24 protein-coding genes and 1 riboswitch are annotated in these 23,878 nt (G+C 45.7%); of the genes, 14 read left to right on the forward strand and 10 right to left on the reverse strand.

The window, feature by feature from the left end; genetic code table 11:
* Positions 1-40 precede the first annotated feature (40 nt).
* Entirely contained in the window at positions 41-760 is a 720-nt protein-coding gene (gene ompR / locus OCU50_RS00590; RefSeq protein ID WP_017055626.1) for an osmolarity response regulator transcription factor OmpR, read from the forward strand.
* 328 nt (positions 761-1,088) lie between these two features.
* A complete protein-coding gene (gene envZ, locus OCU50_RS00595) occupies positions 1,089-2,390 on the forward strand; it encodes a two-component system sensor histidine kinase EnvZ (RefSeq protein ID WP_060466927.1) in 1,302 nt (433 codons plus the stop codon).
* A gap of 76 nt (positions 2,391-2,466) precedes the next feature.
* Here envZ and recG read toward each other — a convergent pair whose 3' ends face one another.
* The 4 genes from recG to gmk form a co-directional block, all read right to left on the reverse strand.
* On the reverse strand, positions 2,467-4,545 hold the full coding sequence (gene recG / locus OCU50_RS00600) for an ATP-dependent DNA helicase RecG (RefSeq protein WP_060466928.1): 2,079 nt from the start codon (positions 4,543-4,545) through the stop codon (positions 2,467-2,469).
* Positions 4,546-4,861: 316 nt separating this feature from the next.
* Positions 4,862-6,988 carry a bifunctional GTP diphosphokinase/guanosine-3',5'-bis pyrophosphate 3'-pyrophosphohydrolase gene (gene spoT / locus OCU50_RS00605; RefSeq protein WP_060466929.1) on the reverse strand — a complete coding sequence of 709 codons (2,127 nt, stop codon included), beginning with the start codon at positions 6,986-6,988 and terminating at the stop codon, positions 4,862-4,864.
* Positions 6,989-7,041: 53 nt separating this feature from the next.
* Positions 7,042-7,314 carry a DNA-directed RNA polymerase subunit omega gene (gene rpoZ / locus OCU50_RS00610; RefSeq protein WP_060466930.1) on the reverse strand — a complete coding sequence of 91 codons (273 nt, stop codon included), beginning with the start codon at positions 7,312-7,314 and terminating at the stop codon, positions 7,042-7,044.
* A gap of 116 nt (positions 7,315-7,430) precedes the next feature.
* Complete coding sequence (gene gmk / locus OCU50_RS00615) at positions 7,431-8,054, reverse strand: guanylate kinase (protein WP_060466931.1); 624 nt, start codon at positions 8,052-8,054, stop codon at positions 7,431-7,433.
* A 324-nt stretch (positions 8,055-8,378) separates the two neighbouring features.
* A riboswitch (purine riboswitch) is annotated at positions 8,379-8,478 on the forward strand.
* Positions 8,479-8,536: 58 nt separating this feature from the next.
* Between gmk and OCU50_RS00620 the strand changes: the two genes are divergently transcribed.
* From OCU50_RS00620 to cspE, 3 genes are all read left to right on the forward strand, one after another.
* Positions 8,537-9,907 carry an NCS2 family permease gene (locus OCU50_RS00620; protein WP_060466932.1) on the forward strand — a complete coding sequence of 457 codons (1,371 nt, stop codon included), beginning with the start codon at positions 8,537-8,539 and terminating at the stop codon, positions 9,905-9,907.
* 170 nt (positions 9,908-10,077) lie between these two features.
* Positions 10,078-10,503: a phosphate-starvation-inducible protein PsiE gene (locus tag OCU50_RS00625; RefSeq protein WP_060466933.1), complete on the forward strand. Its 426-nt coding sequence runs from the start codon at positions 10,078-10,080 to the stop codon at positions 10,501-10,503.
* Between the two features lie 311 nt (positions 10,504-10,814).
* Positions 10,815-11,027, forward strand: coding sequence for a transcription antiterminator/RNA stability regulator CspE (gene cspE / locus OCU50_RS00630; protein ID WP_017055634.1), 213 nt, complete (start codon positions 10,815-10,817; stop codon positions 11,025-11,027).
* Between the two features lie 332 nt (positions 11,028-11,359).
* Here cspE and OCU50_RS00635 read toward each other — a convergent pair whose 3' ends face one another.
* Complete coding sequence (locus OCU50_RS00635; RefSeq protein WP_060466934.1) at positions 11,360-12,226, reverse strand: YicC/YloC family endoribonuclease; 867 nt, start codon at positions 12,224-12,226, stop codon at positions 11,360-11,362.
* A gap of 333 nt (positions 12,227-12,559) precedes the next feature.
* Here OCU50_RS00635 and rph point away from each other — a divergent pair, with 333 nt between their 5' ends.
* Positions 12,560-13,276 carry a ribonuclease PH gene (rph, locus tag OCU50_RS00640; protein WP_060466935.1) on the forward strand — a complete coding sequence of 239 codons (717 nt, stop codon included), beginning with the start codon at positions 12,560-12,562 and terminating at the stop codon, positions 13,274-13,276.
* Between the two features lie 115 nt (positions 13,277-13,391).
* Positions 13,392-14,033, forward strand: a complete 642-nt coding sequence (gene pyrE / locus OCU50_RS00645; RefSeq protein WP_060467030.1) for an orotate phosphoribosyltransferase — start codon at positions 13,392-13,394, stop codon at positions 14,031-14,033.
* A 73-nt stretch (positions 14,034-14,106) separates the two neighbouring features.
* Here pyrE and lpxL read toward each other — a convergent pair whose 3' ends face one another.
* From lpxL to coaBC, 3 genes are all read right to left on the reverse strand, one after another.
* On the reverse strand, positions 14,107-15,087 hold the full coding sequence (gene lpxL, locus OCU50_RS00650) for an LpxL/LpxP family Kdo(2)-lipid IV(A) lauroyl/palmitoleoyl acyltransferase (RefSeq protein WP_060466936.1): 981 nt from the start codon (positions 15,085-15,087) through the stop codon (positions 14,107-14,109).
* Between the two features lie 55 nt (positions 15,088-15,142).
* A complete protein-coding gene (gene slmA, locus OCU50_RS00655) occupies positions 15,143-15,733 on the reverse strand; it encodes a nucleoid occlusion factor SlmA (RefSeq protein WP_060466937.1) in 591 nt (196 codons plus the stop codon).
* Positions 15,734-15,871: 138 nt separating this feature from the next.
* Complete coding sequence (gene coaBC, locus OCU50_RS00660) at positions 15,872-17,113, reverse strand: bifunctional phosphopantothenoylcysteine decarboxylase/phosphopantothenate--cysteine ligase CoaBC (RefSeq protein ID WP_060466938.1); 1,242 nt, start codon at positions 17,111-17,113, stop codon at positions 15,872-15,874.
* Between the two features lie 225 nt (positions 17,114-17,338).
* On the opposite strand from coaBC, the gene radC reads away from it, so the two are divergent.
* From radC to OCU50_RS00690, 6 genes are all read left to right on the forward strand, one after another.
* Positions 17,339-18,013 (forward strand): RadC family protein, encoded by a 675-nt coding sequence (gene radC, locus OCU50_RS00665; protein ID WP_060467031.1) that lies wholly within the window; start codon positions 17,339-17,341, stop codon positions 18,011-18,013.
* Between the two features lie 291 nt (positions 18,014-18,304).
* Positions 18,305-18,541, forward strand: a complete 237-nt coding sequence (gene rpmB / locus OCU50_RS00670) for a 50S ribosomal protein L28 (RefSeq protein WP_004728407.1) — start codon at positions 18,305-18,307, stop codon at positions 18,539-18,541.
* 13 nt (positions 18,542-18,554) lie between these two features.
* On the forward strand, positions 18,555-18,722 hold the full coding sequence (rpmG, locus tag OCU50_RS00675; protein ID WP_002535344.1) for a 50S ribosomal protein L33: 168 nt from the start codon (positions 18,555-18,557) through the stop codon (positions 18,720-18,722).
* Positions 18,723-18,928: 206 nt separating this feature from the next.
* Positions 18,929-19,489 (forward strand): hypothetical protein, encoded by a 561-nt coding sequence (locus OCU50_RS00680; protein ID WP_082710310.1) that lies wholly within the window; start codon positions 18,929-18,931, stop codon positions 19,487-19,489.
* A gap of 3 nt (positions 19,490-19,492) precedes the next feature.
* The gene (mutM, locus tag OCU50_RS00685) at positions 19,493-20,302 is read left to right on the forward strand and encodes a bifunctional DNA-formamidopyrimidine glycosylase/DNA-(apurinic or apyrimidinic site) lyase (protein ID WP_060466940.1); all 810 of its coding nucleotides are present in this window, start codon (positions 19,493-19,495) and stop codon (positions 20,300-20,302) included.
* 91 nt (positions 20,303-20,393) lie between these two features.
* The gene (locus tag OCU50_RS00690) at positions 20,394-21,398 is read left to right on the forward strand and encodes an NAD-dependent epimerase (RefSeq protein WP_060466941.1); all 1,005 of its coding nucleotides are present in this window, start codon (positions 20,394-20,396) and stop codon (positions 21,396-21,398) included.
* A gap of 64 nt (positions 21,399-21,462) precedes the next feature.
* On the opposite strand, the gene coaD is transcribed toward OCU50_RS00690, so the two are convergent.
* Together coaD and OCU50_RS00700 are read right to left on the reverse strand one after the other, a co-directional pair.
* A complete protein-coding gene (gene coaD / locus OCU50_RS00695; protein ID WP_060466942.1) occupies positions 21,463-21,945 on the reverse strand; it encodes a pantetheine-phosphate adenylyltransferase in 483 nt (160 codons plus the stop codon).
* Positions 21,942-23,048, reverse strand: a complete 1,107-nt coding sequence (locus tag OCU50_RS00700) for a glycosyltransferase family 9 protein (RefSeq protein ID WP_060466943.1) — start codon at positions 23,046-23,048, stop codon at positions 21,942-21,944. The genes coaD and OCU50_RS00700 overlap by 4 nt, the downstream gene beginning before the upstream one ends.
* A gap of 95 nt (positions 23,049-23,143) precedes the next feature.
* On the opposite strand from OCU50_RS00700, the gene OCU50_RS00705 reads away from it, so the two are divergent.
* Positions 23,144-23,860, forward strand: coding sequence for a 3-deoxy-D-manno-octulosonic acid kinase (locus OCU50_RS00705; RefSeq protein ID WP_060466944.1), 717 nt, complete (start codon positions 23,144-23,146; stop codon positions 23,858-23,860).
* The last annotated feature ends 18 nt before the right edge of the window (positions 23,861-23,878 follow it).

Genomic DNA, 23,878 nt, shown 5'->3' on the forward strand with positions numbered 1-23,878 from the left:
CTTAACCTACGGTTTGAGCTTTAATAGGTGGAACCATTACATGCAAGAAAACTACAAAATTTTAGTGGTCGATGACGATGCTCGCTTACGTGCATTGTTGGAACGCTATCTGTCTGAGCAGGGCTTTCAAGTGCGTAGCGTGGCAAACAGTGAGCAGATGGACCGCCTGTTAACCCGTGAAAATTTTCACTTGATGGTATTGGATTTAATGATGCCGGGCGAAGATGGCCTCTCGATCTGTCGTCGTCTACGCAACGCAAATAACTCACTGCCTATTTTAATGCTGACCGCAAAGGGTGATGAGGTCGACCGTATTGTGGGTTTGGAAGTGGGAGCCGATGACTACCTGCCGAAACCATTTAACCCGCGTGAGCTTTTGGCTCGCATTAAAGCGGTAATGCGCCGCCAAGTGATTGAAGCGCCGGGCGCACCAAGCTCGGAAGAGTCTGTGGTTGAATTTGGTGAGTTCCGCCTGAACCTAGGTACGCGTGAAATGTTCCGCGGTGATGAGCCAATGCCACTGACTTCTGGTGAGTTTGCTGTGTTGAAGTCACTGGTGACCAACGCTCGTGAGCCAATGTCTCGCGATAAACTAATGAACATGGCACGTGGCCGTGAATATGCCGCGATGGAACGTTCTATTGATGTTCAGATTTCACGTCTGCGTCGCCTTGTTGAAGAAGACCCAAGTAAACCCCGTTATATCCAAACCGTATGGGGCCTAGGTTATGTCTTCGTTCCAGAAGGTAAAGCGGTGTAATCTCGCGTTATAAGATCAAAAGCGGCTTTACCGGTTCTGTGATTCAGAGTTTATTATTTACGGGTCATCTCATTGATATGTGATGGCCCGTTTTGTATTCAGCACAATGAGAGATACCAATCGTAGTAAATAACTGCTCATCCTAGCTTGTTAAAACGCTCGATAACTTCGTTAGAAATTTTGATTGTAGAATAACTACTTATCAAAAATTGCTGCCTTGTTCTCAAGCCTTTTTCCGGCGCTATTTATGATCATTTACTTACTGTGATTGGTATTACAGCTATAGTTCCCACTATATCCCTTTATCATCCCTCACTTTAGGCCTTCTATGCGTATACGTAGCTCCTTTACCCAGTCGATAGTGCTCTTGTTAACTTTGCTGGTTGCCAGCCAAGTTTTTTCTTACTACGCCGTATTTAACTATGCTTTGATGCCCAGTTTGCAGCAGTTTAATAAGATCTTGGCTCATGAGTTAAACCTAGTGTTGGATCAAGACAGTGACATGAATATCGAGATTGATGCACCGCTACGTCAGCGTGTGCTTGAACAGCTAGGAGTCACCGTTCATGCCAAGGACAGCGGAGCGGCGGATGAGTATTACCATGCGGTGGCGATTGACCTGATGAGCGAGGAGATGACCAAAGAACTCGGCTCTGAGACGGAAGTGCGGTTAATGTTAGGCAAAGAGAGTTATGTGTTGTGGATGGACATTGCGCAGTTACCTAATTCTTTAATTCGTATTCCGCTATCAGAGTTGCAAGAGGAAGATTTTGCCCCTCTTTTTCGTAATAGCTTGATCATGGCGATGTTGATTGTCGCGGGTGGTTGGTTGTTTATTCGATTACAGAACCGACCATTAATCACCTTGGAGAAAGCGGCGCAAGGTGTCGGGCGAGGTGAGATTCCCCCACCATTGCCAGTTCAAGGTGCACAAGAGATTCGTTCCGTCACTCGAGCCTTTAATCAAATGTCGAAAGGAATACAAGAATTGGAAGAAGATCGAGCGCTGCTGATGGCGGGTATCAGCCACGATTTACGTACTCCATTAACGCGTATTCGCTTAGCGACAGAGATGATGTCTCCAGAGGAGAGTTACTTAGCAGAAGGGATCATCAGTGATACCGAAGAGTGTAACGAGATCATCAGTCAGTTTATGGACTACCTGAAGCCAGTCGACCGAGATTCATTCCAAGCGGTGTTTATCGATGATATTGCCCGTGAAGTTGCGATATCTGAGGGTGGATACGAGGTACAGATTGAAACTGACATTTCAGAATCAATGAAACCCACTTTAGGGAACCCGATTGAAATGAAGCGTGCGGTGAGCAACTTGGTGGTCAACGCGCTGCGTTATGGTCATGGTTGGGTCAAGGTATCGACGGGAATGACAGCCGACAATAAGCTTGCTTGGGTAACGGTGGAAGATAATGGGCCGGGTATTCCGCAAGACCAGGTCGGTAAGCTGTTTGAGCCGTTCACGCGTGGCGATACGGCACGTGGCAGTGAAGGTACAGGCTTGGGCTTGGCCATTGTCAAACGTATTGTCAGCCAGCACCAAGGCGCAGTGGTGGTGAACAACCGTAGTGAAGGTGGTTTGAAAGCGCAGATCAGTTTCCCTGTCAAACCTTAGAGCTGAACTGACTAGTACGAAAAAGGCTTCCTTGAGGGAAGCCTTTTGACGTTTTGGGTTAACGTTACTTTGTTTATTAAGCCTTAGAATACACATCACGCTCGCCCAGCCAACGGTTGATGATCGCTTTGGCATTCTCTGGGTAGCTATCATGAATATGACGCGCAATACGCTGCACTTCAGGAATCAGTCGCTGGTCACGAACTAAGTCGGCAATCTTGAAGTCGGCTAAGCCTGTCTGTTTGGTACCAAGCAGTTCACCGGGGCCTCGAATCTCCAAGTCACGCTGCGCAATCACAAAACCATCGTTACTTTCACGCAGCACACCTAAGCGCTTCTGAGCGGTTTTAGACAGTGGTGAGTGGTACAGCAATACACAGTGACTTGCGACCGAGCCACGGCCAACACGGCCACGTAATTGGTGCAGTTGCGCTAGGCCAAGACGCTCTGGGTTCTCGATGATCATTAAGCTCGAATTCGGCACATCCACACCGACTTCAATCACGGTTGTTGCAACTAACAGGTGCAGTTTGTTCTCTTTGAACTCCTGCATCACTGCTTGTTTCTCGGCAGGCTTCATTCGGCCGTGTACCAAGCCAATTTTTACATCAGGCAGTTTGCGTTGCAGCTCTTCTGCAGTATCAGCCGCGGCTTGCGCTTCTAATACTTCCGACTCATCAATCAGCGTACACACCCAATAGGCCTGCTTGCCCTCATTGAGACACGCATTTCTCACTCGTTCGACAATATCATCCCGTTTGGTGTCAGGAATTGCCACGGTTTGAATGGGCGTTCGACCCGGTGGTAATTCATCAATAATCGAAGTTTCGAGATCGGCATACGCTGTCATGGCTAATGTTCTTGGAATGGGCGTTGCCGTCATCACTAATTGGTGAGGGTAGTAGCCTTGCTTAGCGCCTTTCTCACGCAGCTCTAATCGCTGGTGGACACCAAATCGGTGCTGTTCATCAATGATCACCAAGCCAAGGTTTTTGAACTCGACATGCTCTTGGAATAGCGCATGAGTACCGACTACCATTTGTGCTTCGCCACTGGCAATACGCGCCAGCTCGGTTTCACGAGCCTTACCTTTGAGTTTGCCAGCCAGCCAGCCGATTTGAATGCCCATCGCTTCAAACCAGTTGGCGAAGTTGATCGCATGCTGCTCGGCTAACAGTTCAGTGGGGGCCATCAGCGCCACTTGTTGGTCATGTTCTAATGCTCGAACGGCTGCCAGTGCAGCGACTAAGGTTTTACCTGAGCCTACATCACCCTGCACTAAACGCATCATTGGGTGCGGCTTTTCAAGGTCAGCTTCGATCTCTTTGGTTACTCGTGCTTGAGCATTAGTTGGCGAAAACGGCAACTGAGCCAGTAGCTTATCTTTAAGCGTATTCACTTGAGGAAAAGGTATCGCTTTGTCTTGCTGCCCTTTGCTACGAACCGACAACATCGACAGGTTTTGAGCCAGTAACTCTTCCATAATCAGGCGCAGCTGCGCAGGGTGTTTACCTTCATCAAACAGCTCTAGGTCGATGCCCGGAGGTGGTCTGTGAATGGTGTGCAGTGCTTGGGCGAGGGTAATTTGGTGATCGTATAAACCTGAAGGCAAAAGTTCATTCACGGCGGCCTTGTCGATCAGCTCTAACGCTTGGTCAGTCAGGTTGCGCAGTGTGACTTGTCTCAGCCCTTCGGTGGTTGGGTATACCGGAGTTAAGTTAGCTTCAACGTCAGGTTGCTGCCTTGGGGCAAAGAATTTGTAATCCGGGTGGACGATCTCCAGTCCCATATTGCCGCGCTTGATCTCGCCATAGGCATGCACTTGTTTGCCTTCGGCAAAGTTGTTCTTCATACTGGCGGTAAAGTTGAAAAAACGCAGAGTAATGGTGCCGTTACCATCACTGATTTTTACCGCTAACATCTTACGTTTACCAAAAATGGTATCGACGTGCATCACCTTACCTTGCACTGCCGCCCAAAGGCCCGCGTGCAGTTTTACGATGGGATAGATACGTGTTCTATCTTCATAGCGCAAAGGCAGGTGAAATAGCAGGTCTTGTACGTTGTTAAGCCCAACCTTTTCCAGTTTCTCTGCGACTTTAGCGCCGACTCCAGATAAAGAGTTGAGAGGGATAGCAGATAAAAGCTGTGACATAACAAGGCTCATATACGTAAGAGAGATGATCTATTCAAGCATTTTACTGGATTTTTGTACAGGATAAAGCTTAGAAGCAGATGAGGGATGAGAGTGAACGAGATTCGAAAAGATTAAGAGCAGATACGGGATGCGGGTAAACGAGATGCGAAAAGATTAGAGCATGTTCGGGATTAGAGTAAATGAGTACAAAAGAACAGGGCGGCACAAAAAATTAAAGCAGACTCGAAATACGAAAGGTTGAGTGGTGAAAAGCTTTTGCTCTTCGCATCTCGAGACTCGTATCTCTCATCTGCTTTATCTATCTGCTCTTGGATCAGTTCTTGCGACGTCTTACCTTCAGCGCGTGTGGCATCACACGTAGCTTCTTCATAATACTTGCCAGATGAACACGATCTTTCGTGGTCAGCAAGATTGTCACAGTGTACAAGCGTCCATCACGTTCTTCCGTTGAAATCGCGTGAATGTTAGATCCTGTTTTTGAGACAACATTCGTTAACTCAGCCAGCGCACCTTGGTGGTTTTGTAGATCAACTTTAAGTTCAGCGATGAACTCTTGATCATAACCATCAGACCATTCAACCGCCATGTATTTATCTGGTTCTTTCTGGTAACCACGAACGTTTGGACACGTTTCACGATGGACCACAAGACCACGACCTGGAGAGACATGGGCGATGATGTGATCATCTGGAATTGGGTGACAACATTTAGCGAATGTCAGCAGTAGACCTTCAGCACCACGGATAGGCAATTTCTTCCTAGGTGTGCCGCTGCTGTTTTCCATTTCAGTCAGTTCGTCCGCATCACCGAGTAGACGGCGAGCAATCACGATACTCATCAACTCACCGAGACCAATTGATGTCAGTAAGTCTTCAATGTTGGTCAGGCGAAGATCAGACAATACATGGTCAATATTCTCTTGGCCGATATCGGCAATAGAACGCTCGCCAAGGGCGTGATTAAGTAAACGACGACCTAGCGTAATCGACTCTTCGCGGCGCATTGTTTTTAGAACCTGACGGATCTTAGTACGCGCACGAGAAGTCACCACGTAGTTGAGCCATGCTGCATTTGGACGAGCGCCCGGAGCACTGATGATCTCAATCGTTTGACCATTCTTCAGCGACTTGCTGAGTGGGTAAGGGTTCATGTCTACACGAGCCCCCACGCACATGTTGCCGACATCGGTATGGACCGCGTAAGCAAAATCGACCGCGGTTGCACCTGCAGGAAGTTCAACAATGCGACCCTTCGGCGTGAACACGAAGATCTCATCTGGGAACAGATCAGATTTAACGTTTTCAATAAATTCGAATGAGTTACCTGCGCTTTGTTGAAGCTCAAGTAAGCTCTGCATCCAACGTTGTGCTTTAACCTGTGCGGTTGTCCCGTTGCTGCTGCGCGAGCCATTACCTTTGTAAGACCAATGTGCAGCGACACCTTTGTCTGCCATTTGATCCATATCTTCAGTACGGATTTGAACCTCAACGGGCACCCCATGAGGGCCGATCATTGATGTATGCAGAGATTGGTAGCCGTTGGCTTTTGGTACCGCAATGTAATCTTTCATGCGGCCAGGGCGTGGTTTGTATAGGCTGTGAGCCTGACCAAGTGCGCGATAACAAGTATCTGGGGTATCCACAACGACACGAAAAGCGTAAATGTCCATAATGGTGTGGAAGCGCTGTTCTTTGGTTTTCATTTTGTTGTAGATAGAGAACAGGTTTTTTTCGCGACCAAGCACACGCGCTGGCAAACCGACTTCTTCAAGACGGCCTTCAATTTCGTTATGGATACGTTGGATCATTTCCTTACGGTTACCACGTGCAGCTTTCACTACGTTTTTAAGTACACGATAACGGTTAGGGTAGAGGGCTTCGAAGCCCAACTCTTCCAGTTCGGTCTTGATGTTATGAATACCAAGACGATGAGCTAGCGGAGAATAGATTTCTAGGGTTTCACGGGCAATACGACGCTTTTTGTCAGGACGAAGAGCCCCAAGCGTGCGCATGTTGTGCGTGCGGTCAGCTAATTTGATCAAGATAACGCGGATGTCTTGCACCATAGCGAGAACCATCTTGCGAAAGTTCTCAGCTTGCGCTTCTTTGCGATCACGAAATTTAAGCTTATCCAGCTTAGATACACCATCAACCAGTTCAGCAACGGTAGTGCCGAATTGAGCTTCTAGCTCCTCTTTTGTAACTTCAGTATCTTCAATTACATCATGGAGTAGGGCGGCTTGCAGAGTTTCGATATCCAGACGCATTTCTGCCAGAATTCTTGAAACCGCTACAGGGTGGATAATGTATGGTTCACCCGTTGAACGGGTTTGCCCTTCATGGGCGTTTCTCGCTACCACATAAGATTGACGCAGAGCCTCAACTTGAGGCTCTGTTAGGTATTCTTGGGCAACGTCTTTGAGGCTATCGAATAGATACAAATTAAAGGCCCGGAAGGTTAATTAGTTCGAATGACGCTTTTAGCGGCTGTGAGCTAACGAGTGTGAGTGATGCTGCTTACTGCTGCAAGTTCAGCCGCTTCTTGCTCTTGTTGCTCTTGACGCTCACGAGCATCTAGTACGTCTTTAGTGATAAGGCTTTCTTCGATTTCGCGAAGGGCGATAACCGTTGGCTTATCGTTTTCTTCAGGCACTAGTGAATCTTTACCGCCAGTTTGCATTTGACGTGCGCGGCGAGCCGCAATAAGAACTAGGTCGAAACGGTTGCCAACTTTTTCAACAGCGTCTTGAACAGTTACGCGTGCCATGAGGACTCCAAATAGTAATTAACTAATAAATTTTTAATGACGAGAAAGTATACAAGTTTAACTAGATACTTACTAGCTTACCGTATACTTATCTCAGTGGAAAATCCAGTTAGAGATTATTCCGCCAGTAGTGCTGTAAGCATGCCGCTGTATTTTGCTGCTTGCTTATCTTGTTTTAAACGTTCCGCACGAATGATAGCTCTGAAGTCCATTAGGGCTGCATCAAAGTCATCATTCACGATCACATAATCGTATTCTGCATAGTGAGAAATCTCTGATTTTGCTTCGCTCATGCGTTTCGCAATAACGTCGTTGCTGTCTTGACCGCGAACATTCAAACGACGCTCAAGTTCACCATTTGATGGTGGAAGAATGAAAACACTCTTCGCTTGAGGCATTTGTTTACGGATCTGACGAGCGCCTTGCCAGTCGATATCTAAAAATACATCGATACCGCGGTCTAGGTTTTCTTCAATCCAAACGCGTGAAGTACCGTAGTAGTTGCCGAATACTTCAGCGTACTCTAGGAACTCACCTTTATTAATAAGGTCTTCAAAATGATGTTTTTCTACAAAGTGGTAGTGAACACCATTTTCCTCACCAGGGCGCATACCGCGAGTGGTGTGTGAAACAGATACCTTCATTGCGTAGGTTGGATTGGTTTCTAGCATTGCTGAGATCAAGCTCGACTTACCTGCGCCACTAGGTGCAGATACGATGTAAAGAGTACCTTTGCCCATCTGTATATTTCCACTGTTGGTTGGATTAAGTGCAGGCGATAAACCGACACTATAAAAGATAGCACTGACCTTAATTGTTGTACCGATGGTTGCATCTATAAAGGAATAGCGAGTGAAACCAATAGAGGCAACTGGTGAAAATTAGGTCAGAAAAATGGAGGCGAAGAGTAGCATATTTAGATGATTGAGAACAACTGGCTTGATCGTTATTTATTAGTGAATGATCCTTTGACTGAGTTTGGTATAAATGTAATGACCCTCGACGCTCATTTTTTTATGTGATCTAGGCAAAAAATGTTGATGTTTTAATCTCAATCCTTACAATCCGCGCAAACGATTAAATGCTGTATATGTTTGATGAAATGGGTCGAATGTTTCTACTACCAAGCCTATCTTGGTGACTACAGTTTTTAGTGTAGAGACCTCTCTATTCTCACAGCATTTGAATCACCAAATTCTTAATTTATTGCAAAGGTTTTGTTGTGAGTACCGATTCCACCCTGAAAGCCCAGAATACCTCTGGCTCGCTTGATTCGATGTTTAAAATCACTGAAAGAAAAACCACGATTGGCACTGAACTGTACGCGGGTTTTATTACTTTCTTGGCGATGAGTTACATTCTTGCGGTTAACCCGGCCATTTTGGGGGGGATCCCAGGTATGGACAAAGGGGCGGTATTTACTGCAACGGCATTGGCTGCGGCTATCGCAACGCTCATCATGGGCATTTGGGGCAACTACCCAGTCATGCTTGCACCGGGTATGAGCATGAACGGCTTCTTCAAAGGTTTGCTATTAAGTGGTTCAGTTGCAGTGCTTTGGAATGAGGCGCTGTTCGGCATTTTCCTGTCAGGTATCTTGTACCTCGCGTTTTCGTTAACCAATATTCGTAAGTCGATGATTGAGTCGATTCCTGAAGACTTGAAGTTGGCGATTACTGTGTCTCTCGGCTTATTCATTGCTTTTTTAGGCCTTAAGAATGCAGGTATCATCGTTTCTAACCCGTTCGTACTGGTTGGTTTAGGCGACATTTCCGATCCAAAAGTGGTCATCGCTTACGTGAGCATCTTCATCGCACTAGGCTGTATGGTTCGTGACATCAAGCTAGCGACGTTCATTTCGTTCGTTTCTGCTATCGTATTGACCATTCTTGCTGACTTCTTCATGGGAACTTCAAACGCACCCATTCCAGATCAGTTTGTTGCTATGCCACCAAGCATGGCCGGCAGCTTCGGGGCTATTTTTGATTTCTCTGCTTTCACGCCTGAGAAAATGTTCGATCTAATGTTCATCGTCCTTATCTTCCTGATTGTCGATTTCTTTGATGGCCTGAGCACGATTGTGGGCGTTGGTCGTGATGCGGGTATCATCGATAAAGATGGCAAGGTGCCAAACGCGAAGTCAGCGTTGGTTGCTGATGCGGGCGGTACGGTGATTGGTTCTATTCTTGGTACGACATCAATTACCGCTTTCTCTGAGTCTGGCATTGCTTCTTCTCAAGGTGCAAAAACGGGGTTAGCGGCAGTGATGGTGGCTAGTCTGTTCTTAATCTCGCTCTTCCTATACCCAATCTTCTCTATCTTCTCGGCAGCAATGGTTGCGCCAGCGATGGTCGTGGTCGGTATCTATATGGTGGGCCGTCTTGGTCAGATTAATTGGGAAAAGAAAGAGTCACGTATTGCAGCCTTCTTCACCATCATGTTCACCGTACTAAGCTTCTCACCTGCGAACGGTATGGCGATGGGCTTCATCAGCTACGCATTCACTATGGTTGTCGCGGGTAAGCGCAAAGAAGTACACCCGCTTATCTACGGACTGTGTGTGGTGTTCTTAACTTACCTGATTCTGCTATAAGCTTAATGCGAAGTAACGCTTGTTAAGCAACAGTCGTTAAGTAAAAAACCAATAGATGGCTCTGCAGTGAATGTGGGGCCATTTTTGTATTCGTCATCTCTTAGAATGCGCGACTTATATTGATGCATGCTATTGTAGAGGTTGGATTAATTATTTTTTGAAGAGTGACTATGTCTTTTCATTTACCTGAATCTTTTAGTAAACCGTTTTTAAAAGTGTTCCACATTATGGAAGCGGTATTGCTGGTGGCGATCACACTGGCGACCTTGTTTGCGATGGTCGAAGAGTTCATGCACGTTTTTTCTGAACGCCGAGTGCAACTGACCGATATTCTTCTGATGTTTATTTACTTGGAAGTGTTGGCGATGGTTCAGCAGTTTGTGATGAACGGTAAGATCCCAGTCCGATACCCAATCTACATTGCGATGATGGCGATTGCTCGTTACATCACCTTAGGTATGAAGGAGCTCGATGCAGTATTGATCGTTTGGTTGTCTTTAGCGGCATTTACCCTGGCAGCTGCCACATTACTGATTCGAGTCGGACATCACTATTGGCCCTATGTCGACCTTCGAACTAAGCAACCGGATGAGTAAATGTTAGTTTTCTTTCGACTCAGCGCGTAGCACAAGAGCCCCAGTTCGCTGGGGCTCATAGATGCGAATTGAACGAAAAATAAATTTTATTGAAATAACGCTTTACAACTCAGCTCAGATAACTAATAATCACCTCGCTCTGTTTTCAGAGTTATTAAATGAAACATCCAGTTGTAAAGAAAAACCCTCAGTATTGCTTCGTTGTTATCCTCAGTGTTTCCCTTAGCTTCATAGATACATTAAATAATTCAAGCTTTCAGCGCATCGCACTTTTGGCGATTAATTTTTTATTTTTATATAAGGGACACAACATGTCTAACAAAACAAACGGCGTAGTAAAATGGTTTAACGAAGAGAAAGGTTTCGGTTTCCTAACTCAAGACAACGGCGGCGCTGACGTATTCGTTCACTTCCGTGCTATCGCTTCTGAAGGTTTCAAGACTCTTAAAGAAGGCCAACAAGTGTCTTTCGAAGTAGAGCAAGGCCAAAAAGGTCTTCAAGCTGCAAACGTTGTAGCTGTATAAGATTTAAGTCGACGCAGGTTGTATACAACCTGCGTCACTTTCCCGCTTTACCTTCTGCTTTAATTTCTATCTCCTGCTTCAAGCTTTCATCTCCCTCTGAAATATCTTTAATACCCTTTTACTCTCGTTACCCCCATTACTTCTTTACACCCTTATCGTAATCCACAATCTATACTTCGTTCTAAGCTAATTTCCCGGCTCAATTCTGACCTTCGATTTTTTTGCTGTGTATTATGGTATTGATAAAAAAAGCCCCTAAATTTAGGAGCTTATCTTTAAGTTAATCAACACTGATTCAGCTAATGGTTATTCAGCGTGTTACTGACAAACTGTTATTCAATGTTTTGGATCTGCTCACGCATCTGTTCGATAAGAACTTTAAGCTCTACGCCTGATGCTGTGATGTCTGTGCTGATAGACTTAGATGCTAGCGTGTTTGACTCACGGTTGAACTCTTGCATCATGAAGTCCAGTTTACGGCCACAAGCGCCGCCTTTCTTCAGTACTGCATTCGCTTCTTTCACGTGAGAGTCTAGACGATCCAGTTCTTCGGCTACGTCAGATTTCTGTGCTAGCAGGATAAGCTCTTGCTCAACGCGAGAACCTTCCAGTTCAATTTTTGCATCTTCAAACTTGGTAAGCAGACGCTCACGTTGCCATTCTAGGATCTCAGGCATGCGTGCACGAACTTTCACGACTTCTTCTGTGATTGCATCTAAGCGCTGTACGATAAGCGCCTTCATGTTTTCACCTTCGCGAGCACGAGCATCAATGAACTCTGCGATTGCTTCGTTGAATGCGTCCAGTAGGTCTTGGTTGATGGCATCCATATCTTGCTCAGGTGTTTCCATCACGCCAGGCCAGTTCATCACTTGGAATGGGTTCAAACGGCTCTCTTCGCCTGTCATCGTCATTACTTGGTTAGCCGCATTAATTACTTGCTGTGCCAAACCTTCGTTGATGCTTAGCTCACCTTTAGCGGCTGGGTTTGCTTCGAAGCGTAGGTTACATTCAACCTTGCCGCGCGCTAGACGCTTACGAAAGCGCTCACGTAGGATTGGCTCTAAACCACGGAACTGTTCAGGCATACGGAAGTAAGTTTCTAGGTAACGTTGGTTTACACTACGGATTTCCCATACTGCGCTGCCCCAATCGCCTTTTACTTCTTTGCGTGCGTACGCGGTCATACTATAAATCATCGAATTTTCCTGTCTTTTATCATTCTGAAAATAACGCGCACGCATAGTATCACGATACGGGTTGCACCCGAAGCCAGAGCTTTTCACGTGAGTTAGCCTTTCAGTATCATTCTTTCTTTCACGATAGTTTCCTTTTCGCAGTCGTTTCCCTTTCACGGTAAACCTCCTGTTACGAAAAATAGCTTTCGATGGTAAATCGCTTTGAACGGTAAATAGATTTGAAAGGTAAACTGCTATATAATCTTGCCCCAATCAAAACTGTCTCACCCCTTTCTCAGGTGATGCACTCTTTCGATAGTAAATCACTTCAGACTGTTAATAAGGTAGATACCAATGCGTCCAAATGACCGCGCTGCAGATCAAATTCGTCCAATTAAAATTACTCGTAACTACACAGCTTATGCTGAGGGTTCTGTATTAGTTGAGTTCGGCAACACTAAAGTTCTATGTAATGCAACGGTAGAAGAAAACGTGCCGCGTTGGTTAAAAGGCCAAGGAAAGGGTTGGGTAACCGCGGAATACGGCATGCTGCCACGTGCAACACACACTCGTAACCGTCGTGAAGCGGCGAGTGGTAAGCAAGGTGGTCGTACGATGGAAATCCAACGTCTGATCGCGCGTAGCCTACGTGCCGTTGTTGATCTAAAAGCAATGGGTGAAATCATGATCACTGTCGATTGTGATGTTATCCAAGCAGACGGCGGTACACGTACTGCGTCTATCTCTGGTGCAAGCGTAGCGATGGCTGACGCAATCAAGAGCCTATTAGACAGCGGCAAACTGAAAAAGAACCCAATGAAAGGCCACGTAGCGGCAGTTTCAGTGGGCATCGTTGGTGCACAAGCACTGTGTGACCTTGAGTACGTTGAAGACTCAGCAGCCGATACCGATATGAACGTTGTAATGACCGAAGACGGTAAGATGATTGAGATTCAAGGCACTGCAGAAGGCGAACCGTTCAGCCACGAAGAGCTGATGCAGCTTTTAGCCCTGGCGAATAAGGGCATTGCCGATATCGTCGAAGCGCAGAAAGCGGCGTTGGCAGAATAGTTTTTAGATAGCTCCCAAATGGGGGCTATTTTTTTATTTAGAAAATACAGCATCGTTAGCTTTCGAAGTGATCGGAAGCTAGGAATTGGAAAGTAAATTAATTTAGAGGATGAGCATGAAAGCATATCAACGTGAATTTATTGAATTTGCACTAGAGAAAGAAGTACTTAAGTTTGGTGAGTTTACTTTAAAGTCTGGCCGTAAGAGCCCTTACTTCTTCAATGCTGGATTGTTTAATACAGGTCGTGACTTAGCGCGTTTAGGTCGCTTCTACGCAGCAGCATTGGCGGATTCAGGTATTGAGTTCGATGTACTATTTGGCCCTGCATACAAAGGTATCCCAATCGCGACGACAACAGCGGTTGCACTAGCTGATCACCACGATGTGGACACGCCTTACTGCTTTAACCGTAAAGAAGCGAAGAACCACGGCGAAGGGGGCAACCTAGTCGGTAGTGCACTTGAAGGCCGTATCATGCTGGTAGACGATGTGATCACTGCAGGTACTGCGATTCGTGAGTCGATGGAAATCATCCAAGCGAACGGCGCTGATCTAGCGGGTGTGCTTGTGGCGATTGACCGCCAAGAGAAAGGCAAAGGCGAACTGTCTGCAATTCAAGAAGTTGAACGCGATTTCGGTTGTGCAATCATCTCAATTGTTAGCCTGACAGACCTTGTGACTTTCCTTGAAGAGAAAGGCACAGATGCAGCACATCTAGACGCAGTAAAAGCGTACCGCGCTCAATACGGAATCTAATAAAGTTTGTTGTAGCGATAGAATGCATAAGGGGCTGATGAATCATCAGCCCCTTTTCTTTTGGTTCAAAATATTACTTATAACGAATGCCACGCTCTACTTCTGGATCTTCCATTGTCTTGAAGCGCTTGTGCAGCCACATCCATTGCTCTGGCGCTCGTAAGATAATTTTCTCTAGGTAGCTGTTCATGTAAGCCGCCGCCGCTTTCTCATCTTTTTGTGGATAGTTATCTTCGATCGACTCATCCGCCATAATCTCATACTTGCCATCGGCATTTCTAAAACCTGACCCAGGAACCAGTGCACATCGGCTGGTGTACGCAAGAATACTGGTGCCTGTGGTAGTACATGCATCTTCTACCGCGAAGAAAGGCACAAACACTGATTTGTTACGGCCGTAATCATGATCCGGCAGGTAGAAAAGGATTTCACCCTGACGCAGAATTCGAATCATACGCTTCACGTCTTTACGGTGAATCAGGCGATTGCCATTCTGAGTACGACCACGGTATTGAATGAACTCATAAGCCGGATTATTGTGTGGGCGGTAAACCCCTAAACCTGAAATACCTAGAACAGCCATTGCTCGCGCGGTGATCTCTAAGTTCAAGGCATGCACACAGCACAGAAGAACGCCTTTGCCGTTGGCTTTGTGCGTACGTAGCATTTGAGTGTCTTTATCCACTAAGATGCGCTTGAAGCGCCATGTTGGCCAAAACCACGTAATACCGGTTTCGATCAGCGCCATTCCCGTATTTTTGAAGTTCTCACTGACCATTGCCGCGACTTCATCAGCTGGCTTGTCTGGGAAGGATAGCTCCAAATTACGGGTTGCTACCGCGACGCGCTTCTTGCCAAAACGAGCACCAAGAGAACCCAATGAACGACCTAGCAGTAATAATATACGGTAAGGGAGAACATTAACGATAAGCGCTAATAATCCAAAACCGAACCAAACGCTCCAATATTTTGGGTGGAGTAGCGCCAGAGTAAAAGGTGGCTTAGTAATAACGTGTTGTGTCGTGCCGTTTTCTGGAGAAGTTTTCGTCGTCATAACCATCACTTAAGATTTGATTGCTACTTAATTTAATTGCTACTTAATTTAATTGCTACTTAATCTGAACGCTTAGCAGAGCCCAGTAAGCATCAAAGTTTTCTGTCGGTTGATATTTGAAGTCTGAGCGAACAAATCGATTTAAGCTGCCTTCAACCTGACCGAGCAATTGCGCGGCTAAGATTTTTTCATCAACCGGGAATGATTTCCCTTCACGAAGCTTTCTTTCACGCAGAATTTGGCGAAGTTGAGTCTCAATACGCTCGAAAAGTTGATTGATTCGTTCACGAAGACGCTCATTCTCAAACATTAGAGCATGACCCGATAAAATACGAGTCAGGCCTGGGTTGCGCTCAGAGAAGACTAAGATAAGTTGCATTACTAGGCGTATACGTTCAAGTGTGTCTTTCTCTTCATTGAGAATACGGTTGATTCGAGACATCAACGCTTCTTCAATGAATTCGATTAGGCCTTCAAACATCCGAGCTTTACTTGGGAAGTGGCGGTATAACGCTGCTTCAGATACGCCGACTTGTTTGGCCAACTTTACCGTTGTGATACGAGAAGCACCTTCGGTCGATTCCAACATTTGTGCTAGAGCTTGCAGGATTTCTTCACGACGGTTTGATTTTCGAGTACCAGCCATCTATTTACTTCCTTTCCTAAAGATGAGGATTGAGTGAAGAAGGATTATAAACACCATTCAATTCTGTTCCTAGTTTTGTAAGACCTAGGTCAACAGAATCGAGAGGTGTCAGCAGGTTGTCAGAGTTAAATCGTGTGTTTATTCGACAATAAGTTGCTGGATCTGATCGAGGATCTGGAAACCTAGCGTATCTTTGCTATCAAGAGGCAGAGATTTATCGCCACCTTTCCAATAAAGGTGCAACTCATTGCTGCTGCTATTAAAGCCTTGGCCTTCGACAGACACATCGTTGGCACAAATCATATCGAGGTTCTTTCTTTCCAGTTTGCCGCGCGCGTATTTTTCAATATCTTGAGTTTCTGCAGCGAAGCCTACGGTAAAAGGGCGACCTTTGGTCATTGAAGCAACAGAAGCGACAATGTCTGGGTTCTTAACCATTTGAATTGTCATGTCGTCTTTACCATCGACCTTTTTAAGCTTCTGGTCTGCAATGGTCTCAGGGCGGTAATCGGCAACCGCAGCGCAGCTGATGAAAATATCGTGTTGAGCAGCGTTTTCTGTAACCGCATCAAACATCTGTTGTGCGCTATCTACATCAACACGAGTTACTTTGTTTGGTGTCGCGAGTGATACAGGGCCACTGACTAGGGTGACCGTTGCGCCTTGTTTAGCAGCGGCTTCAGCTAGTGCATAGCCCATTTTTCCTGAGCTGTGATTCGTAATGTAACGTACAGGGTCGATCGCTTCACGAGTCGGGCCTGCAGTAATAAGCACAGAACGGCCAGCAAGTGGCTTAGGTTGGAAGAAGTCTTCACAGCGATGCACGAGCTGCATTGGTTCTAACATGCGTCCCATACCGACATCACCACACGCTTGTTCGCCTGCAGCTGGGCCCCAGATTTCACAACCCCGGCGTTTTAGCGTTGCGATGTTCTCTTGAGTGGCAGGGTGGCTGTACATTTGCTGGTTCATGGCCGGAGATACCGCCACTGGCGCATCGGTTGCTAAAACCAGAGTCGTCAGTAGGTCGTTGCCCATGCCTGCTGTCATGCGCGCAATAAGGTCAGCGGTTGCTGGCGCTAGTAAGACTAAGTCCGCCCACTTTGCGAGCTCGATGTGTCCCATCGAAGCCTCAGCTGCAGGATCAAGCAAACTATCAGACACTGGCCTTCCAGAGACGGCTTGCATGGTGAGGGGAGTAATGAACTCCTTGGCCGCATTTGTCATCACGACTTGTACCTGTGCCCCACGTTCAATTAAGCGACGAGTCAGTTCGGCACATTTATAAGCAGCGATACCACCACTAATACCAAGTAGGATTTTTTTACCTGCTAGGCCTTGTTGGTCAGCGTTACTCAGTTGATTAACCAATGTTTGCATGATTCTGTTCCTTAATTTTTCTGGGACTTACGATATCAGAACAAAGGATTAGTGCCTAGAAGCAGAGTTCGAACAGAGTTGACGCGCATCAAGTTGGTGTTATCAAACTTATCAATTACATGATTTTACAAGCGGCTCGACCCCCTTCTACTGCATTGAAGGATCTCAATGAGCAAGGCCATTAAGCTGATGGGCTGTATTTATGACCAACGAAATAGCCTTTATATGCCTATCAGTAATATTCCTGCCGAATCGATGCCAAGAGAAAAACTACTAAATAGAGGGCCGGATTCTTTGAGTGATGCAGAATTGCTCGCGATATTTCTTCGTACAGGTACGCAGGGAATGAACGTATTAGAGTTAGCCGATAAGTTGATCAAAGACTCTGGCTCGCTGCGGCAACTGTTTTCTGCAACGGAAACGGAATTCTGTGCCCATAAAGGGTTGGGGCAAGCGAAATATGTTCAACTGCAGGCAGTGTTAGAGATGACGCAACGTTATTTAGCAGAGACATTATCTCGAGGGGATGCATTGACGAGCCCCAACCATACCAAGCTCTATCTTTCGAGTATGCTGCGCGATCGCCAGCGAGAAGCCTTCTATATATTGTTCCTCGATAACCAAAATAGAGTGATAAAAGATGAGGTGATGTTTGAAGGAACCATCGATGCCGCATCGGTTTACCCTCGGGAAGTGGTTAAACGCGCACTTCATCATAATGCGGCGGCATTAATTTTAGCGCATAACCATCCTTCGGGTATCGCAGAGCCAAGTCAAGCAGATAGGCGAATCACACGCCGTTTAACCGATGCATTAGCGCTGGTGGACATCCGAATCCTCGACCATTTTGTCGTTGGAGATGGCGAAGTTGTCTCTTTTGCAGAGCGTGGATGGATTTGAATCACATTTTAGGTTGTTAGTTACGTTAAATCTGCTATTATTCCGCCCACATTTTTAGACCTAAAATCAGCTCTGATTACTCAAGCAAGCTGCGCTGCACAAAAAAAGATCACGAAATCCGTAAAAAGGATCTGTTCGGGTCTTGAGCAATGCGTGTCAAGTTAGTATAATGCGCGACCTTTGATAGCCTTGTATGGATTTTCCATAACGGTTTTTACCTTCTATTTTAATTGATAGAGAGGTTCGGCCACCAAGGTTGATATCGAGCTGAAACGATTGGAGAAGACATTCATGTCCCGAGTATGCCAAGTAACTGGTAAGCGTCCAGTAACGGGTAACAACCGTTCACACGCACGCAATGCTACTAAGCGCCGTTTTCTGCCGAACCTACAAACTCATCGTTTCTGGGTAGAGAGCGAAAAACGTTTTGTTAAACTACGTCTAACTGCTAAAGGCATGCGTATTATTGATAAGAAAGGCATTGATGCTGTTCTTGTTGATATCCGTGCACGTGGCGAAAACGTTTAAGAGGAATTAAGCAATGGCTAAAGGCATTCGTGAGAAAATTCGTCTAGTATCTTCTGCAGGTACTGGTCACTTCTACACAACTGATAAGAACAAGCGTAACATGCCAGGCAAATTTGAGATCAAAAAGTTTGATCCAGTAGTTCGCCAACACGTTATGTACAAAGAAGCGAAAATCAAGTAATTGATGCTTTTTTTGCTCTTCTCCAGTAGAAGAAAAAGTTAAAAAACCCAGCTTAATCGCTGGGTTTTTTTATATCTGAAATTAGGCATTATCAATTCTCCCCTTTTAATCGATAGGCAAACAACGCACAGAAAGTCGTGTGCATAGAAAGTGTTGCTCGTTTCACGATATACTGATCGCTCAATAGATTAGATGAGCAGAATCAGATGAGATATCGTGGACGCCGGTGGAACAACATACTCATGTTAAGCGTGATCGCTTTTATTGGGGTGTTAAACCTTCCAACGCTGATCAAAGCGTACCTTATCGAGCCTGAGCCTCAGGTTGAGAGCCCTTACCCTTATCTCCTAAATCCAGCAGCAGAGCTTCAAGCGTTACACTTTGCTAAATGGTCTGTCATTCAACAAGACAATCAATGGGTTTACCAGTTCAAAGATGCAGACTTCCCTCAAACTACCCATGCACAAGAGTTGTCACAGCGTTGGAAAGAGCTTGTGGGTACGGAAGTCGACTCACAAACTTATACAGACCTTACGCCTCGGCTAAATACACCGCACACCATTGAAGTATGGTATCAAGACCAAGAAGAGCCCCAGCGTATTACCTATTATCAATTGCCCGAATTCTGGTTGTTAAAAAACTGGAATGATCAGTGGCTGGCGGTGTCTATTGAAGAGAGTTACCTGTTTCCAAGCCTTAGCTCAGAACATTCATTGAAATCAGACAAGCTATCTATATCAGACAAACCACCTAAATCGGACGACTAAATTATGCCTGAATTACCCGAAGTTGAAGTGAGCCGTATGGGGATCTCGCCTCATTTAGTTGGCGAGACGATAAAAACGATGACTTTTCGGACACCTAAATTACGTTGGGATATCCCACTTGAGTTAAAACAGTTGGAAGGTGAAAAAATACTCTCCATCTCTCGTCGAGCTAAGTATCTGATCATTGAAACTAAGGTTGGTAGTGCCATTGTTCATTTGGGAATGTCTGGTTCACTGCGCGTGTTAGATGCCGATTTTCCAGCAGCAAAACACGATCACGTGGATCTTAAGCTCACTAACGGCAAGGTTCTGCGTTATAACGACCCACGCCGCTTTGGTGCTTGGCTATGGTCGGCGCCTGATGAAGTCCATCCTGTGTTACTTGGTTCTGGCCCCGAGCCGCTAACGGACGACTTCAATGCCGAATATATTACCGAGAAGGCCGAGAAGCGTAAAGTTGCCGTTAAACAGTTCATCATGGACAACAAAGTGGTGGTCGGTGTCGGTAATATTTACGCCAACGAAGCACTATTTTCTTCACGAATTCATCCTTTGCGCCCCGCAAGCAAAGTAACAAAAGAAGAGTGGGTCTTGCTAACCAAAGAGATCAAGCAAGTGCTCGCCACCGCTATCAAACAAGGCGGAACCACTTTAAAGGATTTTGCACAAGCTGATGGCAAGCCTGGATACTTTGCTCAAGAGCTACAGGTTTATGGTAAAGCGAAAGAGGAATGCCCTAATTGTGGTGAGAAACTTGAAGAGCAAAAAATAGGGCAGAGGAATACATTTTTTTGCTCTCAATGTCAGGTATAGAAAAACTGAACCTATGTTCATTTTTTTAAGCTAGTAGATATGCGGTCTAGTAGCTACAATTGCAGTAATTATATGAATTGAGAATGGTAGAATGAAATATTTAGTAACTGGCGTGGCTGGGTTTATTGGCTCTGCAGTTTCAGAGCGACTATGTGCGGCAGGACATGAAGTTATCGGTATTGATAACCTGAATGACTACTATGAAGTCTCTTTGAAACATGATCGTTTAACGCGAATTGAGCATGAAAATCTAACCTTTATCGAGCTTGATCTTGCAGATAGAGAAGGTATCGCCGAGCTTTTCGTACAGCAAAAATTTGACCGCGTTATTCACCTAGCGGCGCAAGCTGGCGTTCGTTACTCAATTGATAACCCAATGGCTTATGCTGACAGCAACCTTGTTGGTCACTTGGCTATTCTAGAAGGTTGTCGTCATAACAAGGTTGAACACCTCGTTTATGCTTCATCGAGCTCTGTCTATGGCTTGAATCAAAAAATGCCATTCCATACAGCAGACAGTGTTGATCACCCGATCTCATTATACGCCGCGACCAAGAAATCTAATGAGTTGATGGCACATACCTATTCTCATTTATACGACGTACCGACGACCGGACTACGTTTCTTTACGGTTTACGGCCCTTGGAGTCGTCCTGATATGGCGATGTTCAAGTTTGCGAATCTAATCGTAGCGGGTAAAGAAATCGACATTTATAACAACGGCGACATGATGCGTGATTTCACTTATATCGATGATATTGTTGAAGGTATTATTCGCGTTCAAGATCGTATTCCAGCCAAGCAACCAGATTGGACGGTTGAGCAAGGCTCACCAGCAACCAGTTCTGCTCCGTATCGTGTATTTAATATCGGCCATGGTAGTCCGGTTAAATTAATGGACTACATCGAAGCATTAGAAAACGCTCTAGGTGTTGAAGCGAAAAAGAACTTCATGCCAATGCAGCCAGGTGATGTGTATGCGACTTATGCAGATACTGAAGATTTGTTTGAAGCGGTTGGTTACAAACCTCAAGTTAAGATCCAAGAAGGAGCAAAAGCTTTCGCGGATTGGTATAAAGCCTATTACTCACTGTAGTAATAGATAGTTTCGAACTAAAAATAGCGCCCACTGAGCGCTATTTTTGTTTTTAAACACAGGGTTATTTCATTATTTTTAGCTTTATTTTGGCTGCTACCTGTTGTGGTACAAACTGGCGAATATCACCGCCATGAATTGCGACTTCACGGACAATCGTTGAAGAGAGGAAGGCATATTCTTCAGAAGGGGTAAGGAACACGCTTTCAAGCCCTGGCAGTAACTTGCGGTACATACTGGTGAGACCAAATTCGTATTCAAAATCCATGGTTGTTCTCAAACCACGCACCAATACGTTCGCTTGCTGTTGTTTAGCAAAGTCGACCAGTAACCCTGAAAACCCTTCGACAGAGACGTTCGGGATATGAGCTACGGCATCACGCAGTAGCTCTACTCGTTCATCTAACTCAAACATGGTCTTTTTACTTGGGCTCTCAGCTACCCCAACGGTGATATGGTCAAACATGCTAGCGGCGCGAACGATGATATCAAGGTGCCCATTGGTGACTGGATCAAACGTTCCAGGGTAGATGACATGTGTGCTCATATTAGCGTTCCTTGCTTAATGTTCTGTTTGGAATTCAGTACGTTGTCTGAATATCGTGTCGGGCGAGAAGTGAGTGCTTTATCGAGTCGCTGCTTGACCATATCGACGGTGATGTCTTTCATCAGGTCATCGCCCTTGGCACGAGTTCCCCATGGAAGCTCTTGCACGGGTTTACCTTGTTGTGCTTCTACATGCTGTTGGTACACACTTGCCACGATATCGAGATCGTTGTAAGGGCCAGTTCTACGAGGATCGCTGTGTGCGTACAAGCCAATTACCGGTGTTGACTGTGTGGTTGCCAAGTGGGCTGGACCAGTATCAGGTGCCAACACAACCGTTGCATGTTTCAGTACGGCAGTCAGTTGCTTCAAGTTCGTCTTGCCAATCAAGTTAGTGACAGGCGACTGGCATAATTTTTCGATGTCGTTACCTAGGTTAACTTCTCTTGGTGCCGGAGAACCACAAAGTACCACTTGCATGCCTTCTTCTGAAGCATGGTCGGCAATGGCGGCATATCGCTCTGTTAACCAGTTGCGCGAGTCTTTGCTGGCAGCAGGCGAGATAACCAGTGTAGGTTTGTTGGCTATGGTGCTGATTGCTAGCTCTTCATCTTCTGGCGTTAATGGAATAGTCCATTGAGGTTTATCGAAAGGCACGCCAATGTAGCGCGCAAATTCGGCAAAGTTATCCAATACATGAAACTTGTCTGAGATAGGAAGTTGGCGATTGGTGAACAGTGATTGACCTTCACGAGTGCGGTTTTTACCAAAGCCTACTTTATACCTTGCTTTGATCCCCCAAGATAGCACGCTGGCTCTCAGTGCCGCTTGCATGTGCAGCAGTGCATCAAATTTACGATCAGATAGCTGACGCCATAATTCACGCATTCCTTTGAAGCCTTGTTTTTTATCGAAAACAATCACCTCAATACCGGGAAGATCACCGATTAGCATGGCTTCGATTTTTCCTGTGATCCAAGTGATTTTCGTTTCAGGCCACTGCTTCTGAATGGCTTGAACCACAGAAATAGCATGACAAACATCGCCAATAGCGGAAAGACGAAGTATGCAAAGAGATTGAGGTGCAGTTGAGAACAGTGACATAAAGTGCCCGAAAAAGTGAATAACATCAGAATTATGCAGATACTCGCATTAGTTGTAAAATAGCAATGACGAAAAGCGACCCAAAGGCCTCATAGATGGAAACGATTAGCACCAATAACCAAACAATTTGGTATGACCCTGAACTTCTGGCTCAAGTGCCAGAGGATGAGATGGTTCAGATCTTTGAGGCAGAATACTGGCAACAAAGAGGGGCTATTTCTGGAAGTGCTCAGGGCCGTGGCACGACATGGTTTATCCAACTTGATGTAATACAAGCCGCGTTGCGCCATTATCGCCGTGGCGGATTGTTTGGGAAGCTAGTCGAAGATCAATATCGTTTCTCTGATTGGGAAAGCACGCGTTGCGCGATGGAGCTCAACGTTCTCAATGTCTTGGCTAATGCAGGTGTCAATGTACCGAAGCCCATTGCTGCTAGAGCCATTAAAAGCGGGCTGCTTTATCGAGCGGACTTAATGTCTGAACGAATTCCTAACGCTAAAGATTTGGTCGATATCTTGGTTGCTCATCCGATCGATGCGGATATTTACTGTAAAATTGGCCAAGAGATAAGAAAAATGCACGATACAGGGGTCAATCATACCGATCTCAACATTCATAATATCCTGCTTGATGATTCGCAAACGGTGTGGATTATTGACTTTGATAAGTGTGGCCAGCAAGCGGGTGATGACTGGAAAGAAGGTAACTTGAATCGCCTTAAGCGCTCGTTTCTAAAAGAAGTGAACAAGCGCCAGATTCAATGGCAAGAGTCCGATTGGATGCATTTGCTTAAGGGTTATCGAAGCGAATAATAAAAAGCGAATTGACCA

This window comes from Vibrio toranzoniae (assembly GCF_024347655.1).
In the GTDB taxonomy this organism is placed as follows: domain Bacteria; phylum Pseudomonadota; class Gammaproteobacteria; order Enterobacterales; family Vibrionaceae; genus Vibrio; species Vibrio toranzoniae.